Origin of the sequence: Roseivivax sediminis, from assembly GCF_900112685.1 — a bacterium.
GTDB lineage: Bacteria > Pseudomonadota > Alphaproteobacteria > Rhodobacterales > Rhodobacteraceae > Roseivivax > Roseivivax sediminis.
Genome location: NZ_FOMS01000001.1, coordinates 172,888 through 193,693, shown reverse-complemented (window position 1 = coordinate 193,693; position 20,806 = coordinate 172,888). Strand labels below are relative to the sequence as shown.

General features: G+C 68.3%; 23 protein-coding genes and 1 other RNA gene. 15 read left to right on the top strand and 9 right to left on the bottom strand.

The window, feature by feature from the left end:
* Nucleotides 1-26: 26 nt before the first annotated feature.
* Nucleotides 27-455, top strand: a complete 429-nt coding sequence (locus F3H57_RS00985; protein WP_149754005.1) for a GlcG/HbpS family heme-binding protein — start codon at nucleotides 27-29, stop codon at nucleotides 453-455.
* Nucleotides 456-534: 79 nt separating this feature from the next.
* Entirely contained in the window at nucleotides 535-1,308 is a 774-nt protein-coding gene (locus F3H57_RS00980; protein WP_149754004.1) for a gamma-glutamyl-gamma-aminobutyrate hydrolase family protein, read from the top strand.
* Nucleotides 1,309-1,401: 93 nt separating this feature from the next.
* Here F3H57_RS00980 and F3H57_RS00975 read toward each other — a convergent pair whose 3' ends face one another.
* Nucleotides 1,402-2,199 carry a protein-disulfide reductase DsbD domain-containing protein gene (locus F3H57_RS00975; protein WP_149754003.1) on the bottom strand — a complete coding sequence of 266 codons (798 nt, stop codon included), beginning with the start codon at nucleotides 2,197-2,199 and terminating at the stop codon, nucleotides 1,402-1,404.
* A 174-nt stretch (nucleotides 2,200-2,373) separates the two neighbouring features.
* Between F3H57_RS00975 and F3H57_RS00970 the strand changes: the two genes are divergently transcribed.
* Nucleotides 2,374-2,949, top strand: a complete 576-nt coding sequence (locus F3H57_RS00970) for a YqgE/AlgH family protein (protein WP_149754002.1) — start codon at nucleotides 2,374-2,376, stop codon at nucleotides 2,947-2,949.
* Between the two features lie 67 nt (nucleotides 2,950-3,016).
* Here the strand turns inward: F3H57_RS00970 and F3H57_RS00965 are convergent, their stop codons facing one another.
* On the bottom strand, nucleotides 3,017-3,709 hold the full coding sequence (locus F3H57_RS00965; protein ID WP_223162892.1) for a hypothetical protein: 693 nt from the start codon (nucleotides 3,707-3,709) through the stop codon (nucleotides 3,017-3,019).
* A gap of 111 nt (nucleotides 3,710-3,820) precedes the next feature.
* Nucleotides 3,821-4,993, bottom strand: coding sequence for a BaiN/RdsA family NAD(P)/FAD-dependent oxidoreductase (locus tag F3H57_RS00960; RefSeq protein ID WP_149754001.1), 1,173 nt, complete (start codon nucleotides 4,991-4,993; stop codon nucleotides 3,821-3,823).
* A 129-nt stretch (nucleotides 4,994-5,122) separates the two neighbouring features.
* Between F3H57_RS00960 and F3H57_RS00955 the strand changes: the two genes are divergently transcribed.
* The 4 genes from F3H57_RS00955 (at nucleotide 5,123) to F3H57_RS00940 (ending at nucleotide 7,218) form a co-directional block, all read left to right on the top strand.
* Nucleotides 5,123-5,833, top strand: coding sequence for an alpha/beta fold hydrolase (locus tag F3H57_RS00955; protein ID WP_149754000.1), 711 nt, complete (start codon nucleotides 5,123-5,125; stop codon nucleotides 5,831-5,833).
* A gap of 34 nt (nucleotides 5,834-5,867) precedes the next feature.
* Nucleotides 5,868-6,249, top strand: an RNA gene (gene rnpB / locus F3H57_RS00950) — RNase P RNA component class A.
* A gap of 162 nt (nucleotides 6,250-6,411) precedes the next feature.
* Nucleotides 6,412-6,579: a 50S ribosomal protein L33 gene (rpmG, locus tag F3H57_RS00945; protein ID WP_149753999.1), complete on the top strand. Its 168-nt coding sequence runs from the start codon at nucleotides 6,412-6,414 to the stop codon at nucleotides 6,577-6,579.
* Nucleotides 6,580-6,705: 126 nt separating this feature from the next.
* Entirely contained in the window at nucleotides 6,706-7,218 is a 513-nt protein-coding gene (locus tag F3H57_RS00940) for a GNAT family N-acetyltransferase (RefSeq protein ID WP_149753998.1), read from the top strand.
* A 78-nt stretch (nucleotides 7,219-7,296) separates the two neighbouring features.
* On the opposite strand, the gene F3H57_RS00935 is transcribed toward F3H57_RS00940, so the two are convergent.
* Together F3H57_RS00935 and F3H57_RS00930 are read right to left on the bottom strand one after the other, a co-directional pair.
* Entirely contained in the window at nucleotides 7,297-8,079 is a 783-nt protein-coding gene (locus tag F3H57_RS00935) for a Bax inhibitor-1/YccA family protein (protein ID WP_149753997.1), read from the bottom strand.
* A 121-nt stretch (nucleotides 8,080-8,200) separates the two neighbouring features.
* Nucleotides 8,201-8,410 carry a DUF1127 domain-containing protein gene (locus F3H57_RS00930; protein WP_149753996.1) on the bottom strand — a complete coding sequence of 70 codons (210 nt, stop codon included), beginning with the start codon at nucleotides 8,408-8,410 and terminating at the stop codon, nucleotides 8,201-8,203.
* 124 nt (nucleotides 8,411-8,534) lie between these two features.
* On the opposite strand from F3H57_RS00930, the gene F3H57_RS00925 reads away from it, so the two are divergent.
* Nucleotides 8,535-9,398 (top strand): LysR family transcriptional regulator, encoded by an 864-nt coding sequence (locus F3H57_RS00925; RefSeq protein WP_149753995.1) that lies wholly within the window; start codon nucleotides 8,535-8,537, stop codon nucleotides 9,396-9,398.
* A gap of 19 nt (nucleotides 9,399-9,417) precedes the next feature.
* Here F3H57_RS00925 and F3H57_RS00920 read toward each other — a convergent pair whose 3' ends face one another.
* A complete protein-coding gene (locus F3H57_RS00920; protein ID WP_223162926.1) occupies nucleotides 9,418-10,350 on the bottom strand; it encodes an NADPH:quinone oxidoreductase family protein in 933 nt (310 codons plus the stop codon).
* Between the two features lie 336 nt (nucleotides 10,351-10,686).
* On the opposite strand from F3H57_RS00920, the gene F3H57_RS00915 reads away from it, so the two are divergent.
* The 4 genes from F3H57_RS00915 to F3H57_RS00900 all read left to right on the top strand — a co-directional run bounded on the left by F3H57_RS00915 (nucleotide 10,687) and on the right by F3H57_RS00900 (nucleotide 13,866).
* Nucleotides 10,687-11,058: a helix-turn-helix domain-containing protein gene (locus tag F3H57_RS00915; protein WP_149753993.1), complete on the top strand. Its 372-nt coding sequence runs from the start codon at nucleotides 10,687-10,689 to the stop codon at nucleotides 11,056-11,058.
* An 80-nt stretch (nucleotides 11,059-11,138) separates the two neighbouring features.
* Nucleotides 11,139-11,945 (top strand): inositol monophosphatase family protein, encoded by an 807-nt coding sequence (locus F3H57_RS00910; protein ID WP_149753992.1) that lies wholly within the window; start codon nucleotides 11,139-11,141, stop codon nucleotides 11,943-11,945.
* 121 nt (nucleotides 11,946-12,066) lie between these two features.
* The gene (locus tag F3H57_RS00905; RefSeq protein ID WP_149753991.1) at nucleotides 12,067-13,398 is read left to right on the top strand and encodes an 8-oxoguanine deaminase; all 1,332 of its coding nucleotides are present in this window, start codon (nucleotides 12,067-12,069) and stop codon (nucleotides 13,396-13,398) included.
* 42 nt (nucleotides 13,399-13,440) lie between these two features.
* Complete coding sequence (locus tag F3H57_RS00900) at nucleotides 13,441-13,866, top strand: CAP domain-containing protein (RefSeq protein ID WP_149753990.1); 426 nt, start codon at nucleotides 13,441-13,443, stop codon at nucleotides 13,864-13,866.
* Between the two features lie 48 nt (nucleotides 13,867-13,914).
* Here F3H57_RS00900 and F3H57_RS00895 read toward each other — a convergent pair whose 3' ends face one another.
* Together F3H57_RS00895 and rpsU are read right to left on the bottom strand one after the other, a co-directional pair.
* A complete protein-coding gene (locus F3H57_RS00895) occupies nucleotides 13,915-15,600 on the bottom strand; it encodes a glycine/sarcosine N-methyltransferase (protein ID WP_149753989.1) in 1,686 nt (561 codons plus the stop codon).
* A 498-nt stretch (nucleotides 15,601-16,098) separates the two neighbouring features.
* Complete coding sequence (gene rpsU, locus F3H57_RS00890; RefSeq protein ID WP_007818122.1) at nucleotides 16,099-16,305, bottom strand: 30S ribosomal protein S21; 207 nt, start codon at nucleotides 16,303-16,305, stop codon at nucleotides 16,099-16,101.
* Nucleotides 16,306-16,418: 113 nt separating this feature from the next.
* Here rpsU and F3H57_RS00885 point away from each other — a divergent pair, with 113 nt between their 5' ends.
* The 3 genes from F3H57_RS00885 to F3H57_RS00875 all read left to right on the top strand — a co-directional run bounded on the left by F3H57_RS00885 (nucleotide 16,419) and on the right by F3H57_RS00875 (nucleotide 19,208).
* Complete coding sequence (locus F3H57_RS00885; RefSeq protein ID WP_149753988.1) at nucleotides 16,419-17,129, top strand: COQ9 family protein; 711 nt, start codon at nucleotides 16,419-16,421, stop codon at nucleotides 17,127-17,129.
* A 55-nt stretch (nucleotides 17,130-17,184) separates the two neighbouring features.
* Nucleotides 17,185-18,156, top strand: coding sequence for an NAD(P)H-quinone oxidoreductase (locus F3H57_RS00880; protein ID WP_149753987.1), 972 nt, complete (start codon nucleotides 17,185-17,187; stop codon nucleotides 18,154-18,156).
* A 77-nt stretch (nucleotides 18,157-18,233) separates the two neighbouring features.
* On the top strand, nucleotides 18,234-19,208 hold the full coding sequence (locus F3H57_RS00875; RefSeq protein WP_149753986.1) for a quinone oxidoreductase family protein: 975 nt from the start codon (nucleotides 18,234-18,236) through the stop codon (nucleotides 19,206-19,208).
* A 271-nt stretch (nucleotides 19,209-19,479) separates the two neighbouring features.
* Here the strand turns inward: F3H57_RS00875 and purD are convergent, their stop codons facing one another.
* Nucleotides 19,480-20,745 carry a phosphoribosylamine--glycine ligase gene (gene purD / locus F3H57_RS00870; RefSeq protein WP_149753985.1) on the bottom strand — a complete coding sequence of 422 codons (1,266 nt, stop codon included), beginning with the start codon at nucleotides 20,743-20,745 and terminating at the stop codon, nucleotides 19,480-19,482.
* Nucleotides 20,746-20,806: the final 61 nt, after the last annotated feature.

The following is a 20,806-nucleotide window of genomic DNA, read 5'->3' as shown; positions in this document are numbered from 1 at the left end:
GAGAAGAAGCAGGAGGAGGGCGCTTCATGGCGGTCATTTCGCTGAGACGGGCGCGGACGATGATCCGCAAGGCATTCGAACACGCGCGCGGGGAGGAGCTGAAGCCGATGGCGGCGGTGGTCCTGGATGCGGGCGGCAACCCGATCGCCTTCGAGCGCGAGGACGGAGCGAGCCCCGGGCGCTTCGACATCGCGCGGGCCAAGGCCTACGGCGCGGTGATGCTGGGGATGCCCGGCTCCGCACAGATGGCGCGCGCTGAGGCACAGGCCTATTTCATCGCCTGCGCCAACGGCGCGTTGGGGGGCGGCCTCGTGCCGGTGCCGGGCGGCGTTCTGGTCAAGGATTCCAAGGGCGTGGTGCTGGGCGCGGTCGGCGTGTCGGGCGATGCGTCGGACAACGACGCGGCTGCCGCGAAAGCGGGCATCGAGGCCGCCGGGCTGGCCGCCGAGGTCTGAGCACGCTTTATCCGGGCGGGCCTGGGGATTATATGTGACTTGTCCGCAGCTTGACGGACGCGTCCGCACGAGGAGAGACATGGCCCGCCCGGTCGTCGGCATCGTTACCAATTCACACCTGATCAACGATCAGTATCCCGCCCATGCCGGCGGCACGATGCTGTCGGAAGCTGTTGCCGAAGTTTCGGACGCGCTGCCGCTGCTGATCCCGGCCGATCCCGGGCACGTGGCGCTTGGCGATCTCCTGGAGACCTGCGACGGCTTCCTGCTGCCCGGCGGGCGTCCGAACGTGCATCCCGAGGAATACGGCGAGGAGCCGACCGAGGCGCATGGCACCTTCGACCGGGGCCGCGACGCGGTGGTCCTGCCGCTGGTGCGGGCCTGTATCGAGCGGGGGCAGCCGTTTCTGGGGGTCTGCCGCGGATTCCAGGAGGTCAACGTGGCCATGGGCGGCACGCTCTATCCCGAGATCCGCGAATTGCCGGGGCGGATGAACCACCGCATGCCGCCGGACGGGACCATCGCCGAGAAATTTGCGCTGCGGCACACCGTCACCTTCAACGAGGGCGGGCCGTTCCACCGGCTGATGGGCGCGCGCGAGGTTCTCACCAACACGTTGCACGGGCAGGGCATCAAGACCGCCGGCGGCCGCATCGTCATCGACGGCCGGGCCGAGGACGGCACGCCAGAGGCGCTCTACGTCGAGGGCGCGCCGGGCTTCACGCTGGCTGTGCAATGGCACCCCGAGTATCGCGCTGCCGAGGACCCGGTGTCGCGCCCGCTCTTTGCCGCGTTCGGCGAAGCCACAAGGGACTGGGCAAGCGGTGCCCGCGGGGTGCGCCGGTCGGCCTGAGCCGCCTGTATCGGAGGCCAGGCGCCTCTTGCGGCGCGGATACTGCAATTGCGTGAAGAGAGGCGGGGGCCCGTGCGCCCCGTCCGGACTCGCTCAGCCGGTGCAGCCGAGGATATCCACCGCCTTGCCGGCGCCCAGGATCGTGAAACGCAGGCCGGAGCGGTCGACCGCGAAGGCACGTTTGTCCACGTGCATCAGCTCGGTCTCGGCGATCAGGCGGTTGCCGGCGCGGCTGGCGTCGGGTTCGGCGACCCAGATGGCGGGGTTGGCGGTCTCGATCACCACGCTCTCGCGCTCTCCGATCTCGGGCATCTCTATCTCTGCCCGAAGTGTCAGCGCGCCGCCCGTGCCTTGGGCGACGGTGCAGCGCACCGCGCCAACCCCCGCCTCGGCCCCGGAGAACGGGCGGTCAGCCAGCGCGGCGGCAATGGCCGGATCGACGGTGCCCGCGGACGACGGCAGCACGCCGTCGACCCGCAGCGTCGCCGGCAGGCACACGTCGTCGCACACGCCGATATGGACGTCTCCCGACAGGCGCACGTCGCCGCTGCCGGTGGAGCGAACGGTGAGCGGCAGCACGACCTCTTCCTTGTAGCCGACAGAGCGCATGCCGGACTGGTGGAAGATCCGCGGCACGGGCCAGGTCACGGCGACGGAGCCGAGGTTGCGCGAGCCGGACCAGTCGAATTCCGGCGGGATGCCGGCATCGCCGGGCGCGCGCCAGTAGGTCTTCCAGCCCGGGGCGAGCTTGAGATGCAGCGCGGCGACATGGGTTCCGTCGGCCTGCCGCCATCCGGGGCGCAGCGTTGCCGACACCACGCCGGAAATCCGCTCTGCCGCGGCCGGCAGGGGGGCGAGAAGGGCGAGGGCGAGGGCCAGGACTCTGATCATGCAACGACGATTGGCCGAGCCGGCGGGAAATGAAAAGTCACGTTCCGGCGACGCGGGAATTTCCGTGTCTTGCCCGCGACAGGGCGCCGGCATGCCGCGCCGCCGCACCGCCCTTGCGCCTGCCGGGGGGAGCGGTCATGCTCTGCCGTACAGTTCAGCCCGACCGGAGGTGCGATGCCCGAGACCGTGTCAGAGACGGATCTCACCGGAAAACTGCTGATCGCCATGCCGGGCATGGGCGACCAGCGGTTCCAGAACAGCGTGGTGTTCGTCTGCGCCCATTCGGGCGACGGAGCGATGGGATTGATCGTGAACAAGCCGACGCCCGAGATCGACTTCGGCATGCTGCTGGACCAGCTCTCCATCGAGGCGGTGGAGGACGTGACCGACGAGCCCGTGCATTTCGGGGGCCCGGTGGAGACCGGGCGTGGTTTCGTGCTGCATTCGCCGGATTATACCTCTGTGGTGACGACGCTGGAGGTGACGGACACCTTTCACATGACCGCGACGCTCGACATCCTCGAGGAGATCGGCCGCGGCGAGGGGCCGGCGAACCGCATCATGTGCCTGGGCTATGCCGGCTGGGGGCCGGGGCAACTCGAGTCGGAGTTCGCGGCAAATGGCTGGCTGGCCTGCGACGCAACCCACGCGCTGGTCTTCGGGACACCCAACGGGCAGAAATGGCGGGCGGCGCTGGCCTCCATGGGCGTGGAAGCCTTGTCGCTGTCGTCCGAAGGCGGGCGCGCGTAGGGCCTCGCGCGGCTCGGGGGGCAGAATGCCTACCCTGCGCAGACAGGGCAGAGGCCGGGTGCGGGTGTCAGCCGGGTCGGCGCAGTTCCTCCATGACGCCGGCGTCCCACGCGCGGCGGTGAAGCGCGCCGAGTTGGGCCGGAATCCGCTCCAGCCCCAGGATGCGGGCGATGGCCAAGCGGTGATTTCCGTTGCCGGCCAGCATCGGACGGCCGTCGCGGTCGATATGCACCAGGACGCCGCCATGCTCGCGGCGAAATCGTTCGGGCCGGCTCGCCACGGGTTCGAGCCGCCGCGTGCGGGCGACATTGTCGAACATCCGGTCGATGCCCTCGTACCGCGCGATCACGTCGGCGCGGTTGCGGCAGCCGTCAAACAGGCCGTGCTTGTCGATCCGTGCGAGCATCTCGTCGATGATGCCGGTCTCTTCCCAGCTCTCACCGTCGACGAAGTGACGGAAGCAGGCCGAAATCTTGGGCATACGGTCGACCTCGCGGCGGCCGAGATCCCAGTCGCCGTCGGCCACGGTTCCGCTGTGCCGGCGCAAATAGACCGGTCCGGACTTGGGACGCTTGTAGGCATGCGATGCCTCACGCGGGTCGATCCAGACGCATTCGTCCGAAAGCGGTGCATTGCGACCGTAACGCAGGCGGTTGCCCAGATCGCGCAAGGATTTCTGCGGCACACCCGCCTGCAACATGCGCACCAGTCTGGTGCGGGGCTGATGGGCCGAAGGGGTCGTGGCGGCAGGCTGGGACATATTGCACACCGGGCCGGAAGAGAATCACGGGCCGAGAATGTAACAACGAAATGACGATTGGGAATGCGCCGCGCTTCGAGCTTCACGAAATTGTTGTAAGCGCGCCGTCGCTCAGGCCGCGGCCGCGATCGCCTGCCCGGCCGCCCAGCCGGACGACCAGGCCCACTGAAAATTGTAACCGCCGAGCCAGCCGGTGACGTCGACCGCTTCGCCGACGAAGTGCAGGCCCGGCATGTGCCGCGATTCCATCGTCTTCGAGGACAGCCCCTCGGTGCCGATGCCACCCAGTGTGACCTCTGCTGTGCGGTAGCCCTCTGACCCCGCCGGTCGAAGCGTCCAGGTGCGCAGGGCCAATTCGATCTCGTCGATGCGATTGTCCGAGAGGTCCCCGAGGCGGCCGGAGAGATCGAATTCGTCGGCGAGGTGCGCAACGAGCTTCTGGGGAAGATGCCGGGCGAGTTCCGTGGCGAGGGCGCGCCTGCCGGCCTCCTTGCGCCGCGTGCGCAGGCTGCCCGCAAGGTCGGAGCCGGGCAACAGGTCCACCTCGATCGGCGCGCCTTCGCGCCAGTAGGAGGAGGCCTGCAGCACGGACGGCCCAGAAAGACCGCGATGGGTAAAGAGGAGCGCCTCCTCGAAGGCGGCGTCGCCGGCGCGCACCACCGACGGGACCGACACGCCGGATATCGCGCGGAAGCGGCCGTCCGGGAAGGTAAGCGGCACGAGCCCGGGGCGGGTGTCGGTCACCCGGTGGCCGAACTGCCGTGCGATGTCGTAGGCGAGCCCGCTTGCGCCCATCTTCGGGATCGACTTGCCGCCGGTCGCCACAACGAGGCGCTTGGCCCGGATCTCCACCCTTTGGCCCTGTCGGTCGAGTGTGGCGACGAAGGTGCCGTCGTGGCGCAGATCGCGCAAGGCGGTCTCGAGCCAGAGGTCTGCCGCGCCCATCTCCGCCCGGAGCATGGCGATAATCTCGCGCGCGCTGTGGTCGCAGAAGAGCTGGCCCAACGTCTTTTCGTGCCAGGCGATGCCGTGGCGCGAGACGAGGTCGATGAAATCCCACTGGGTGTAGCGGGCGAGGGCGGATTTGTGGAAATGCGGATTCTCGCCGAGGAAGCGGTCGGGCTCGCAGCCGAGATTGGTGAAGTTGCAGCGGCCGCCGCCCGAGATGCGGATCTTCTCTCCCGGTGCGCGGGCATGGTCGATCACCAGGCAGTCGTTGCCGATCTGCGCCGCGCACATCATGCCGGCCGCACCGGCGCCGAGGATCAGCGTTCCCACCTGCATCGCCGCAGGCCTTCAGCACGGCGGAGCGCCGCGCGCAAGGGCAGGGGGCGCTTTCGCGTGCCGCATGCTCTGATAAGGATGCGGGATGCGCGGCCCGATCCGGTCCGCCTTCGTGCCCTGGACCGTTCCATGTCAGACCCGCTTGTGCTCATTCCCGGCCTCGTCAGCGATGCGCGCCTTTTCCAGCCGCAGATCGAGGTGCTGTCGCGGCGCGTGCCGGTGACCGTGCTGCCCTCCGCCCGCGGTGAGCGGATCGAGGAGGTGGCGAGCGCGGCGCTGCCGCACCTGCCCGCGAAGTTCGCGCTGGCCGGCCATGGCTACGGCGGCATGGTGGCGATGGAGATCCTGCGCCGCGCGCCCGACCGGGTGCTGCGGCTGGCGCTCATGTCGACCACGCCGCTGGCGGATACGCCGGGCGAGGCGGCGGCGCGCGAGCCGCGGATCATTGCCGCGCGCGCCGGGCGCTTCGACGACGTGATCGCCGAGGAGGTGCCGGGTTCGGCGCTCGCCCCGGGGCCGGAACGGGTGCGGCACATAGCGCTGGTCAAGGCGATGGCCCGCGATCTCGGGGCGGATGCCTACCAGAGGCAGGTGCGGGCGATGCAGCGGCGCAAGGACCAGCAGGCGGTGCTGCGCAAGTGCAAGGTGCCGGTGCTGGTGCTGTGCGGGGCGCACGATACGCTTTACCCGGTGAAGCGGCAGAGCTTCATGGCCGAACTGATCGCGCAGGCGGGGCTGACGGTGATCGACGAGGCGGGGCATCTGCCCAGTGTCGAGGCGCCTGACGCGGTGACCGATGCGCTGTCGGACTGGCTCTCGGCCCCGGCGCTCACGCGTTGACCGCCGCGGCGGCGGCGCATATGTGCGAAGCTGCGCGGAGGGCCGGATGGCCGCGGGCCGGTATCGGTCCGAGGAAAGTCCGGACTCCCTGAAGCGACGGTGCCGGGTAACGCCCGGGCAGGGCAACCTGACGGACAGCGCCACAGAAAACAGACCGCCGCGGGCTTTCCGCGGTCAGGGTGAAACGGTGGGGTAAGAGCCCACCGGGGGGCCGGCAACGGCGCCCGCATGGCAAGCCCCACCGGGAGCAATGCCAAATAGGGATCTCGCGCGGGGCTTTGTCCTCGCAGGGCCGCTTCAGCCCGAGAGATCCGGGTTGGCAGCTCGAGCCGCCGGGCAACCGGCGGCCCAGAGGAATGGTCATCTCCGCCCTTCGCGGGTGCAGACAGAATCCGGCTTACAGGCCCTCCGCGCGCAGCTCCTCAAGCCCTTGCGGGCTTTCCTCGCCGGGACGCAGCGGCGCCTGCGGAAATGTCGCAAGAGCGGTTGACTCTCGGGGCGCACCGGGTAGAAGGCGGCTTTGACAGATTTCACGGCCCGGGCGCCCGCGCGCGAGGCCGCCCGAAGGAGACGAAGCGATGGCGAAGCCCACCACGATCAAGATCCGCCTGAATTCCACCGCAGGCACGGGCCACTTCTACGTGACGAAGAAGAACGCCCGCACGATGACCGAAAAGATGACGATCAAGAAGTACGATCCGGTCGCGCGCAAGCACGTCGAATACAAGGAAGGAAAGATCAAGTAAGCCTTCCGCCTCGCGTAAGACGAGGGACAGCGAAACCGCCGCGCCGGAGCAATCCCGCGGCGGTTTTGTCATTTGTCTCGCCCGAGCGACCATTCAGCGCTAGAACTGTGATGGAGGAGATCCGTCATGTCAGACCTCGAAGCGCTCAGCATCCGCACCGCCACGCCCGACGATCTCGGGGCCGTGGACGCGCTGTTCCAGCGATCCTATCCGGCGCTCCTCCGCCCGGATTATCCGCCATCGGTCTACGTGACGTCGATCCCGATCATCTCGCGCGCACAGCCGGCGCTGCTGGAATCCGGTACTTTCTTCCTGGCAGAGCGCGAGGGCCGGGTGGTCGGCGCGGGCGGCTGGACCGAGGCGGCGCAGGGCAACGCGCGCGGCGTGCGCCGCAGCGTCGGGCATCTGCGTCACGTGGTGACAGATCACCGGCGCACGCGCCAGGGAATAGGGTGCGCGCTTGTCAGCTACGTGATGCGGGACGCGGCCCGGGCCGGCGTGGTCGAACTGCGCTGCCAGTCGACGCTCACCGCCGTGCCGTTCTATCGCGCCATGGGCTTCGAGGAGGTCGGGCCGATCAGCATCGAACTGCCGCGCGGGATCGGGTTTCCAGCGGTGCTGATGCGCCGGCCGCTCTGATCCGCAAAGCTCCGGCCCGGCACGAAAAAGGCCGGCCCCGAAGGGCCGGCCCGTCCGTGCGATCAGGTCATGCTGCGCTTATTCTCGATTGCCGAGAAGTTGCAGAAGGAACATGAACATGTTGATGAAGTCGAGATAGAGACGCAGCGCGCCCATGATCGCCGACTTGCCGAGCCACTCGCTGTCGCCGTGCTGGGCGTGCTCGAGATACTCGTTCTTGATCTGCTGGGTGTCGTAGGCGGTCAGACCGGCGAAGATCAGTACGCCCAGTACCGAGATCGCGAAGGCGATCGCCGGCGAGCCCAGGAAGATGTTGATGATCGACGCGACGATCAGGCCGATCACGCCCATGATGAGGAACGATCCCCAGCCGGAGATGTCCTTCTTCGTGGTGTAGCCCCAGAGCGACAGGCCGGCGAAGGCGATCGAGGTCACGAGGAAGACCTGGATGATCGAATAGCCGGTGAAGACCAGGAAGATGGAACTGATCGACAGGCCCATGACCGCCGCGAAGACGTAGAACACGGTCTGTGCGGTGGCCGCGGACATGCGGTTGATGCCGGCCGAAAAGCCGAAGACGAAGATCAGCGGCGCGAACATGATCAGCCATTTCAGCGGCGACATGTAGAGCGTCTGGCCGAGACCGGTCAGGTACTGGCCCGAGGAGATCTGCGCGACGCCGGCCGAGGGATCGGCCGTGGTCGCCAGACCCGAAATGGCCCAAGCCGCCAGGAACGTGATGAACGTTCCGACCGACATGGTGCCGTAGACCTTGTTCATGTGGGCGCGCAGGCCCTCGTCGATCTGTGCCGATCGCGTGCCCGTGCCGATACCAGCCCGGGCCGTGTTGTAGTCAGCCATTCATGCCTCCGTGTGTACCCTCCCCGGGGCGCGGACGCGCGCCCGGACTCTGCTACGAATATCGGCAGGCGAGGGCCGTATTTCAAGCATATCCGGCCGGCGGGAACGCTGTGTCGCGGGCTCAGCGATACCAGCGTTCGGGCGCGTCCCAGGCGGGGCGACGTGCCTCGGCGGTGGCCTCCGCGCGTGTCACCCCGATGTCGTGCAATTGTGCGTCATCGAGGCGCCCCAAAGCGGCGCGTTCGCGGCGGATGGCGCCGATCCGGCGCATCCGGGACAGAAAACCGCGCCCGGAGGGTCCCGGGAGGGCGAGGCGGAACGCACGCAGCATGATGATCTCCTTCACGAGATGTGATGTTTCGAGGTCTTCGCATCTGTTTCGGCGATTGATATCGTGCAGCTTGGTCATATTGAAAACGAATGTTTCTGAAGTCGGCCATCACGGGAATTGAACGATGCGAAATCTCGACATCACCACGCTGCGCTCCTTTGCCGCAGTCGCCGAGACGGGCGGCGTGACGCGGGCCGCGCGGATGCTCAATCTGACGCAATCGGCCGTCTCCATGCAGCTCAAGCGGCTTGAAGAGATGCTGGGTCTCGATCTTCTCGACCGGTCCGGGCGGACGATCGCGCTCACGCCGGCGGGCGAACAGCTTCTGAGCTATGCCAAGCGGATGATCGCGCTCAACGACGAGATCTATGCCCGGCTCACCGCCGACAATTTCGAGGGCGAGATCGTGTTCGGCGTGCCCGAGGACATCCTCTACCCGGTGGTGCCGCGGGTCCTGCAGACATTCCACGCCTCCTATCCGCGGATGCGGGTGCAGCTGCTCACGGCGCCGACCATCGAGCTTCTCGGAATGCTGGCGGACGCCGAAATCGACCTGTCGCTCGCCACGGAAGTCGACAGCGCCGGGGAGACGCTGCACGAGACGCCCCTGCGTTGGCACGGCGCGCCGGGCGGCACCGCCTGGCGCCAGCGGCCGGTGCCGATCGCCCAGACCCGCAACTGCGCCTTCCGGCCGGCGGCCATCGACCGGCTCGACGCTGTCGGCATTCCCTGGACCCAGGTGATCGAGACCGGGAGCGACCGGGCCAGTTATGCCACCGTGGCGGCCGACCTCGGGCTCGTGGCCTTGCTGGAAGGGCACGCGCCGCCGCAGCTGGCGCCGATCGACACCGGGGACTCGCTGCCCGATCTCGGCACGATCAAGATCAACCTGCATCTCGGGCGGCGCCAGGACACGCCGTTCTGCGATCTCGCCGATCTGGTCCGCCGCGGGTTTGGCGCGCTGCCCGCGACGGTGGCTGCGGCCTGACCGTGCCGGAGCGGGACGCTCAGTCCGGTATCCGGATCACGACCTTGCCGGTGGCCTGCCGGGTGCGCAGAAGCTCCAGGCCCTCTTTGGCGCGATCGAAGGGCAGCACGTGGCTGACATGCGGGCGGATTTCTCCGGCGGCGTACCAACCGAGGAGGGTGGCGAGGCTGCGGGTGATGACCTCGGGGCGGAAAGAGAGGTATCCGCCCCAGTAGAGCCCGAGGACGGAGACGTTCTTGACCAGCAGGTGATTGGCCTTGATCTGCGGCACCTCGCCCGAAGCGAAACCGATGGTGAGGATGCGCGCCTCGGGCCGGCAGGCGCGCAGGGCGGCGGTGAACTGCTCGCCGCCCACGGGGTCATAGACCACGTCCGCGCCGCCGAGCGCCTTCACCTCCGCGCGGATGTCGGCGGTCCCGGCGTCGATCAGGTGATCGGCCCCCGCGGCGCGCGCGACCTCGAGCTTGTCCGCGCCGCGCGCGCAGGCGATGACGCGGGCGCCCATGCGCTTGCCGATCTCGACCGCGGTCAGTCCCACGCCGCCGGCAGCGCCGAGCACCAGCAGAGTCTCGCCCGGTACGAGCCGCGCGCGGTGATCGAGCGCCACGTGGCTGGTGCCGTAGGCGATCTGGAAGGCGGCGGCGGCGACCGCGTCCATGCCGTCGGGCAGCGCCACCGCGCGGGCCGCGTCGAAGATCCCCGCCTCGGCCAGCCCGCCTTGCCCGCCGAAGACCGCGACGCGCGTGCCGGGCGCGAAATGCCCGGCCCCCGGGCCGGCCGAATCGACAATGCCCGCGACCTCCATTCCGAGCGTGAACGGACGCTCGGGCGTGTCCTGATAGGTGCCGTTAAGCATGAGCAGGTCCGCGAAGTTCAGCCCGCATGCCTCGATCCTGACCCGGATCTGCCCCTCGCCGGGGAGGGGTAACGCAACGTCACTTTCAACCGGCATGTCGCTGTCGCCGCTCACGCGCAGGGCGCGGACCTGCATCTGTGACATCATCGGCCTCCCGAATTTTGTCATGGTTTCTGAGTAATTAGCGATCCGGAGCTTCCCTTGCGCGACACCGTAGCCTGGAGTGCCGAAGACGCAATGCGGAAGGTGTTTGCACGCCAACATCGACATGCTGCCGTCGGCATGCTTTTTCTTGCTCGGTGACGTTGATCTGATGTATGCCTGTCTCACGCCGAAGGGGTGCTCGGCTCTTGATAGTAAACACAAAACGCCTCGTTCCGGCGCTTCCGGGCCGGCGCGTGAAGTATGGATTTTGGCGCAAGGAAAATACGCATGACGCATCCCGTGGACGTCCATGTCGGCAAACGTATCAGGCACCGCCGTTGGCTCGTCGGCATGACCCAGCAGCAGCTGGCCGAGAAGGTCGGAATCAAGTTCCAGCAGATCCAGAAGTACGAGACCGGTGCCAATCGCGTAAGCGCCTCCCGCCTGTGGGATATCGCCGACGCGCTCGATGTGTCGGTCGGGTTCTTCTTCAACGGTATCGACACCGACCAGCCGATGGAGCCGGAAGCCGAGACTGTTCCGGGGGACATCCTTGGCGACAAGGAAGCGCTCGATCTCGTACGGTCCTACTACGCCATCCCCGAGCATCAGCGCCGCCGCCTGTTCGAGCTGGCGCGCGTGTTGTCGGACGTCGCCTGAAAGCGCGACGGCTGACGCCGAACCTTGCGCCGCGTCTCCGTCCGGTCTAGCCGGAACCGGTCAATCGGACGGGGGACGAGATGAACAGCGGCGCCATCGCAGAACGCGATATCCCCGACATCATCGCAACCGCACATGCCTTGGCCGACGCGGCCCGGGCGGCCATCCTGCCGCATTTCCGACAGGCAGGGCTGGGCGTGGACAACAAGTTGGCGGTCGGGTTCGATCCGGTCACCGCGGCTGACCGCGAATCCGAAGCGGCGATGCGCGCGGTCCTGGCCGCGCGGCGCCCGGCAGACGGCATACTCGGTGAGGAAGAGGAAGCGCGCCCCGGCACCTCGGGCTTGACCTGGGTGCTCGATCCGATCGACGGGACGCGCGGCTTTCTCTCGGGCACACCGACCTGGGGCGTGTTGATCGCGCTGTCCGACGCGGCCGGCGTGCGCTTCGGTCTCATCGACCAGCCCTATATCGGCGAACGCTTTCTTGGCGGTCTCGGAGAGGCACGCTGGAGCGGGCCGCACGGCGGCGGCTCCTTGCGCGCCCGCGGCACCACGACGCTCGCCGAGGCGACGCTTATGACGACTTTTCCCGAGATCGGCACGGAGGCTGAGCGCGCGGCCTTCGCCCGTGTGGCGCCGGAGGTGCGGCTTATCCGCTATGGGTGCGACTGCTACGCCTACGCTCTGCTCGCGCTCGGCCAGATCGACCTGGTGATAGAGGCGGGATTGCAAGCGTACGACATCCAGGCGCCGATCGGCGTGATCGAGGCGGCGGGCGGCGTCGTTACCAATTGGCAGGGCGGGCCGGTGAATGAGGGCGGGCAGGTGCTCGCCGCCGCGACGCCGGAGCTGCACGCGGCCGCACTGGCGCGGCTGGCCGGGTGAAACCGGGCTGACAGGCGCACTCGGCCGCGCTATGAACTGGGCCGGCGTCGCGAGTTCTTCTGCCCCTTTCCGTCGCGCCGCTGCCTTCCCACAACGAAAGGGCGCCCGGAAAGGCGACCCCATGACCGAGATCCTGATCCGCAACGCCCGGATTGTGCTCACCATGGACGATGCCGGCAGCGAGCCGGCCGATACCGACATCCTGATCCGGGGCGGCGTCATCGCCGCGCTGGGGCAGGGGCTCCGCACCGAGGGGGAAATCGTGGACGCCGCGAACTGCGTCGTGACCCCCGGCCTGGTGAACACCCACCATCACCTCTACCAGACCCTCACGCGGGCTGTGCCGGGCGCGCAGGATGCTGCGTTGTTCGGCTGGCTGCGCACCCTCTACCCGATCTGGGCGCGCTTCGGGCCGGAGGAGATGCACGTCTCCGCGCTCGCCGGACTGGCAGAGCTGGCGCTGTCGGGATGTTCGCTGACCTCCGATCATCTCTACCTGTACCCCAACGGCGCGCGGCTCGACGATACGATCGCGGCGGCGGAGGCCATCGGCATGCGCTTCCACGCCACCCGCGGCGCCATGTCCATCGGCGAGAGCAAGGGCGGCCTGCCGCCCGACGCGCTGGTGGAGGAGGAGGCGGCGATCCTCGAAGATTGCATCCGGGTGATCGACGCGTTCCACGACCCCGCGCCGGGCGCGATGGTGCGGGTCGGCGTCGCGCCCTGTTCGCCCTTTTCGGTCAGCCGGGAGCTGATGCGCGACGCGGCGCTTCTGGCGCGTGACAAGGGCGTGATGCTGCATACGCATTTGGCCGAGAATGACGAGGACGTCGCCTATTCGCTGGAAACCTTTGGCTGCCGTCCCGGCCAGTACGCCGAGGACTTGGGCTGGACCGGCCCGGATGTCTGGCACGCCCATTGCGTGAAGCTGGACGGCGCCGAGATCGACCTCTTCGCCCGCAGCCGCACGGGGATCGCCCATTGCCCCTGCTCGAATTGCCGGCTCGGGTCGGGCATCGCGCCGGCCAGGGCGATGCGGGACGCGGGCGTGCGCGTGGGCCTCGGCGTAGATGGCTCGGCCTCAAACGACGCGGGCAACCTCGTGGCCGAGGCGCGCATGGCGATGCTGCTTCAGCGTGTCGGGTTCGGCGCCGAGGCGATGAGCGCGCGGGAGGCGCTGCGTATCGCCACGCGCGGCGGTGCAGAGGTGCTGGGCCGCGATGACGTGGGGGTGATCGCGCCGGGCTACAGGGCGGATCTTGCGTTCTGGGACGTCTCCGGAATCGACAGCGCCGGAAGCTGGGACCCCGCCGCGTTGCTGCTGTCCGGGCCGGCGAAGGTGCGGCACCTCTTCGTGGAGGGTCGGGCGCTGGTGCGCGACGGCATCTTTCTGCCCATGGACCTCGATACAATCATTTCGAGACAGAACGCGCTGGCGGCCCGGCTCGCCTAGGATACATGGTCGACGGCGTCACGCAACCCAAGGGTGTATTCCATGCCGTTTCGATCCGCCGTTCTTGCCGCCGCCCTGGTTCTTGCGCCGGTCTCCGCTAGCGCCATCGAGGGGCAGGGGCACCTGAACGCCTATCGTTCCGAGGCCGGTCGCGCGCCGCTGAGACCTTCCGCAACGCTCGAGGCTGTGGCCCGGGCGCAGGCGGCGCACATGGCGCGAACGGGCGACATGACCCATCTCGGGCCGCGCGGGCGCAAGATCGGTGCGCGCGTCCGCGCACGCGGCTACGGCTATTGCCGGATCGCGGAGAATATCCTCTGGGGGGCCGGCTCGGTCGACGACGCCATGGCGCTCTGGGCAGACTCGCGTCCGCATCGGCGCAACATGCTGGACCGTGAGGTCAGCGAATTCGGCCTCGCGCAGAGCGGTCCATACTGGGCGCTCGTTCTCGGCCGTCCGGGCTGCTGACCGGCCCGGAAGGGGTGGGCGCGGGGTGATCCCCGCGCCCGGCCATGATCACTCCGGCTTGCGGAAGAGCTGGATGCCCCAGTGCAGGTTGCCTTCGTCGGCCGCCTTCACCCAGTTCTCCAGTCCCGAGGACATCTTGTCGAGATATTCCGACGAGGCGCCCGCGGCGCGCAGCTTGTCGTAGTTGCCCATCAGCTCTTCGCGGACCCGGAAGTAGTGGGTGCGCAGCTGGTTGGTCATGTCGCGCTGCTCGATCGTCTCGAAGCCGATCTTCTCCGCCGCCTGGCGGTAGAAGCCCGGGGAGCCGAGATTGGTCAGCTGCAGGCGGTCATAGACCGGCTGAAGCTGCGCCGGATCGGCGTGGTCCGATTGCTGCGGGTCGGTGAAGATGAAGTAGCCGCCCGACTTCAGCACGCGCCAGACTTCCTCCAGCACCTTCTCGCGCTGATCCGAGTGCAGGATCGCGTCCTGGCTCCAGACGATGTCGTAGCTTGCCGCCGGCTCGGGGATGTCCTCGAACACGCCGTGGATCACGTTGATCTTCTCGACGAAGCCCTGCTGGCGGTTGCGCAGCCGGTTGGTGTCGTTCTGGATCTCGGAGATGTTGAGGCAGGTCGCGGTGCCGCCGTGCTCGCCGATGACCTTGCGCATGGCGCCGCCATAGCCCGCGCCGATGTCGAGGATGCGCGTGTCCGGCTTGATCTCGGGCAGCATCTCGACCATCCGGTCGATGGTCACGTCGGACGCCTCGCGGATGTCCGGCGTCTCGTCGTAGCAGCCGACGTGCAGGTCCTGGCCGCCCCAGACGAGGGAGTAGAACGTGTCGGCGTCGTCGCTGTCATAGTAATCCTCGGCAACGTCGCGGACATCGCTCTCGCCTTCCTCGCGCTCGCCGCCGCCCCAGCGCACTAGGTGCATCGTCGACTTCTCGCAGACATGGACGAAGAAATCCGGATCGTCCTCGGCATAGGTTTCCTGGAAGTCGCCGTAGGTGCGTACGCGCGCGAACCCGGCCTCCTGCAGGAGCCGACGCATGTAGTTCTTGCGGATCGGGCACATGTTGAGCGTGTAGCTCTCGCCGCCCGGGAAGGTATAGCGCATCCGGCACAGGCCTTCGTCGACGTGGTCGGGCTCTGCCGTGACCTTGTCGCCGCAATAGTAGAACTTGTGCTTGGTCGAATAGCCGTGGTCGATCATCGCGTCGTAGTTGCGCTGATCGAGGATGAGGATGCCGTCATGCTTCAGCGCGGCGTAGAATTCGGCCAGCGCGCGGCGGCGGTCCTTTTCCTCGTGCAGGTGCGTGAACGAATTGCCGAGGCAGATGATCGCGTCGTACTTGCCGTTGATGTCGCGGTTCAGCCAGCGCCAGTCGGCCTGCACGGTCTTGAGGATGATGTTACGCTCCTGGGCGTTCTGGAACGCCTTGGCGAGCATCGCGGCAGAGCCGTCGGCGGTCACCACGTTGAAGCCGGCTTCGGTCAGCCGGACGGAATGGAAGCCGGTGCCCGCGGCCACGTCGAGCACGCTTTCCTTCCCGCGCGCGCGCAGGATGTCGATGAAGAATTGTCCCTCGCTCTCGGCCCGGCCGCGCCAGTCGATGAGCTCGTCCCACTTGTCTACGAATGCCATCACGTATTCGGCGCGATACATGTCCGTCTCGCGGTCGGCCAGAGGATCTTCGCTGTAGGTCTGATCCTCTAGCTCGAGTTCGAAATTTGTCTTGGCTTCGGTCATCTTATGTCTCCCTGTGCCGCGGAAGATCCACGGACAAAGCTTTCCCGGGCAGTCGCGGCGGCCCCGCGACCGCTCTGCGGTCGGTCAAACGCGTCCCGGCGCCTTGCGGCGGTGCGGAACGACACGCTTTTTCTCCAGACAGCCGCTTACCCGACCGCGGACGCCCCAGATTCCGGGTTCCACGTCGTCAGGCACTGATCGGTCTACACGCCCGCCGCGTTTCGGCTCGGGCAACGTCGGACGGCTGCGGTCCAGTAAACGAGGACCCCGACGGACATGATGAATAGCAGCCGCAGCGCAGAATTCAACAAAAGTCTTGGCAATTTCAATTGCATACGTTCTTACCGCTTGATGTTAAACGGTAGTTTCCGCATGAAATTCCGATGACATGGGTCCGATACGCCGCTACGCGGCATCACCCTCGAGAACGACAAACCCCCGAAGGCGGCAGCCTCGGGGGTCGTCAATTCGTCCGAATAGTGTCGGAAGCGTGCTGCCTCAGAGCAGACCTTCGCGCTGTGCCTTCTTGCGCGCCAGCTTGCGCGCACGGCGGATCGCTTCGGCCTTTTCCCGCGCTTTCTTCTCGGACGGCTTCTCGAAATGCTGCCGGAGCTTCATTTCGCGGAAGACGCCTTCGCGCTGGAGCTTCTTCTTCAGGGCGCGGAGCGCCTGATCGACGTTGTTGTCGCGAACACTCACCTGCATGTGGTTGTCACCACCTTTCTGGGTTGAAGTTGCATGGAACTGCAGGAGGTGGCCATATAGCAAACGCCTCCTAGCTTGTCCAGTGCCCGAGCCAGACAGGGAGACCGAGCCAGATGTCCGATGCTTCCACCGACGATCCCACCGACGCGCTGATCGACGCGGCGCTGATGCACGTGCCCTTCGACGGCTGGTCCGAGACCACGTTCCGAGCCGCCATCGCGGATGCCGACGTGCCCCGCGCCGTCGCGCGCGGGCTCTTTCCGCGGGGTCCCGTGGATCTTGCCCTGGCGTTCCATGCCCGGGGCGACCGGCGTATGGCGGCGCGTCTGCGCGAGCAATCGCTCGATGGCCTGCGGATGCGCGACAAGATCGCCCGCGCCGTGCGTCTGCGCATCGAGGCTTCGGAAGACCGCGAGGCCGTGCGCCGCGGCATGACGCTCTTCGCGCTGCCGGTCTATGCCGCGGATGGCACGCGGGCCCTGTGGAACACCGCCGATGCGATCTGGATGGCTCTCGGAGACACGTCCGACGATCTCAACTGGTACACCAAGCGGGCGACGCTGTCGGGCGTCTACTCGGCCACCGTGCTGTACTGGCTGGGCGACGAGTCGCCCGGCGCGCAGGAGACCTGGGCCTTCCTCGACCGCCGCATCGACGACGTGATGCGGGTGGAGAGCGCCAAGGCCGCGGTGCGCAAGCTGCCACTGATGGGCTCGCTGATGGACCTGCAGAATCGCATGGTGACCCGCGTGCGCCCGCCCCGGAATGCCCGCGACATCCCCGGCAGCCGGCAGGGCACGCACGCCGCGCACCCGTTCGATTGACGCCCCCGCGCCGCCGCCCCATCTTGCCGGGTCACAGCGGCAGGAACGGGAGAGCATGATGCGGGTGATCGAGATCGGTGAGCCGGGCGGGCCGGAGGTGCTGCGCACGGCGGAGCGCGATGTGCCGCATCCGGGCCACGGGCAGATCCTGCTCAAGATCGCCTATGCCGGCGTGAACCGCCCGGACGCGCTCCAGCGCGCGGGCATGTACGCGCCGCCGCTCAAGGCCAGCGACCTGCCGGGGCTCGAAGCTTCCGGCGAGGTCGCGGCCGTGGGGCCGGGTGTGGACGATCTGGCAGTGGGCGACGCCGTCTGCGCGCTTCTGCCCGGCGGCGGCTACGCCGAATACGCGGTCACGCCGGCGGCGCATTGCCTGCCGGTGCCTGAGGGCCTGGATCTGAAACAGGCCGCCTGCCTGCCCGAGACCTTCTTCACCGTCTGGTCCAACGTCTTTCAGCGCGGCGGGCTGCAGGCCGGGGAGCGGTTCCTTTGCCATGGCGGGTCTTCCGGTATCGGCACCACGGCGATCCAGCTTGCCCGCCATTTCGGCGCCCGCGTGTTCGCCACCGCCGGGTCGGCCGACAAATGCGCGCGCTGCACGGAACTGGGCGCCGAGCGCGCCATCAACTACCGCGAGGAGGATTTCGTCGAGGTCCTGCGTGCGGAGGGCGGCGCGGACCTGATCCTCGACATGGTCGGCGGCGACTACATCAAGCGCAATGTCAAGGCGCTCGCCGACGAGGGACGGCTGGTGCAGATCGCCTTCCTGTCGGGGCCGAAGGCGGACCTGAACTTCGCGGAGGTGATGACCCGGCGGCTGACCATCACCGGCTCCACCCTCCGCCCACAAAGCGACCTGGCCAAGGCGCGCATCGCCGGGGAACTGCGCCGCGATGTCTGGCCGCTGCTGTCGGCGGGCATCGTCGCGCCGGTGATGGATTCGGAGTTTCCGCTGGAGGAGGCCGCCGCCGCGCACGCGCGGATGGAAGCGTCGGACCATATCGGGAAGATCGTGCTGAAGGTGTGACCGGGCGGTGGGCGAACTCGCGCACTGCCGGTGCGCGGACCGCCCACCCTACGGGCACCGCTTGGAAAGGACAGGACATGGCGAAGACGGTGATCATCAAGGAAACAGGCGGGCCCGAGGTGCTGCGCGTCGTGGACCGAGATGTGGGAGAACCCGGTCCGGGCGAGATCCGCATCCGTCACGCCGCCTGCGGTCTCAACTACATCGACACCTACCAGCGCTCGGGCCTCTACAAGCTGGACCTGCCGCACGCGCTGGGCATGGAAGCCGCGGGTGTTGTGGAGGCGGTGGGCGAGGGCGTGACGCACCTCGCGCCGGGCGACCGCGCCGCCTATGCCGCGGTGCCGCCGGGCGCCTATGCCGAGGCGCGGGTGATGCCGGCCGCGCAGGTCTGCCCGCTGCCCGAGCCGATCGCCTTCGAGGACGGCGCGGCGATGATGCTGAAGGGCCTGACGGTGCAGTACCTCTTTCACCGGACCACGCCGCTCGGCCCGGGCGACACGGTGCTGTTCCATGCGGCCGCCGGGGGTGTCGGGCTGATCGCCTGCCAATGGGCGCGGTCGGAGGGGATCCGCCTCATCGGCACCGCCGGCGGGCGGGAGAAGTGCCGCCTGGCTGAAGATCACGGCGCCGAGGTCTGCATCGACTACCGCGACGCCGACTGGGTGTCGCGGGTGCAGGACCTGACCGGCGGCAAGGGCGTTGCGGCCGTGATGGACGGGGTCGGCGCGGACACGTTCGAGGGCTCTCTCGACTGCCTCGCGCCGCTGGGCATGATGATCTCATTCGGCAACGCCTCGGGGCCGGTGCCGCCGTTCGAGATCGCGACACTGGGGGCCAAGGGCTCGCTCAAGCTCACGCGGCCGCTGCTGTTCACCCACATCGCCGATCATGCGGCCTGCCAGGAGATGGCGGCGATGTTGATGGGCAAGGTTGCCGCGGGCGAGGTGAAGCTGCGCATCGACCAGCGCTTCCCGCTGGAGGAGGTCGCCGAGGCGCACCGGGCGCTGGAGGCGCGCAAGACCACCGGGTCGACCGTTCTGACGGTGTGAAGGGGCGGGGAGCGTCGTTTCGCCGCTTGCCTGGCCCGATAGGAGCCAGGCGCCTACCCGCCCGAACAGCACCGCAGGTGCCGGGCGCGCGCCGGACCGTCCCTGCGGTCTGGCGCGATGTCACCCTTGTGCTCCGTTCGTATTTTGGAGGGGCTTGGCGGGGATAAAGTGATGACCTCGGAGGGTGTGGCGCCAGCCCCCGGTCCGGCGCGCGCCCGGCACCTGCGCTGCCTCCCTTGAAGGCGCAGCGCGCCATCCTCCCGCCTGCCGTCTATCCCAGCGCGCGCCAGCCGATATCCCTTCGGCACACGCCCTCGGGCCACTCCACGGCATCGACCAGCGCGTAGGCCCGGTCCCGCGCCTCGGCCAGCGTCGCGCCGCGCGCGGTGCAATTGAGCACCCGGCCGCCCGCAGCGACCACCTGCCGCCCGTCGCGCGCCGTCCCGGCATGGAACGTCATGCGGAAACTGTCCTCCGGCAGCGCCTCCAGTCCGCCGATGACGCTGCCCTTCCGGTAGGCGCCCGGATAGCCCTCGGCGGCCATCACCACGGTCATCGCGTGATCGCCCGCCCAGTTCACCTGCGCCTCGTCCAGCCGGCCCTCGGCACAGGCATGGATGAGGTCGAGCGCCTGCGCCCCGAGCCGCATCATCAGCACCTGCGCCTCGGGATCGCCGAAGCGCGCGTTGTATTCGACCAGCCGCGGCGCGCCGTCCTCGATCATCAGCCCGACGTAGAGCACCCCCTGGTAGGGCGTGCCGCGGCGGGCCATCTCGGCCATCGTCGGGCGCACGATCTCCTCGAGCGCGCGCGCCTCGACCTCCGACGTCATCACCGGGGCCGGCGAATAGGCGCCCATGCCGCCGGTATTGGGGCCGGTGTCGCCCTCTCCGATCCGCTTGTGGTCCTGCGCGGTGCCGATGGGCAGGCAGGTCTCGCCGTCCACGAGCACGAAGAACGACGCCTCCTCTCCGGTCAGAAGCGCCTCGATCACCACCTCGGCGCCGGCCGATCCGAAGGCGCCGCCGAACATCTCGTCGATGGCGGCCAGCGCCTCCTCCTCGGTCTCGGCCACGACCACGCCCTTGCCGGCGGCGAGCCCGTCGGCCTTCACCACGATAGGCGCGCCTTCCGCCCGCACATGCGCCCGCGCCGCTTCGGCGTCGGTGAAATGGGCGTAGGCGGCGGTGGGCGCCCCCACGGCGGCGCAGATCTCCTTGGTGAAGGCCTTCGATGCCTCCAGCCGCGCCGCCGCGGCGGAGGGGCCGAAGACCAGCAGACCGGCCTCGCGCAGCCGGTCCGCCACGCCGGCGGCCAGCGGAGCCTCGGGGCCGATGATCACGAGGTCGATGGCATGCTCGCCCGCGAATTCCGTCACCGCGCCGGGGTCTTCGGTGTCGAGTGTGGCGCAGGTGGCGATCTCGGCGATCCCGGCATTGCCCGGCGCCACGATCAGCTTGTCGCATTTGGGGTTCTGCAAGGCCGCCCAGGCAAGCGCGTGCTCGCGTCCGCCGCCGCCGAGAATGAGGATGTTCATGCGCCGCCCCCTGCCTGGTTCGCCCGCCTCCTAGCCGCGCCGCATCCGCCGCACAAGTGCG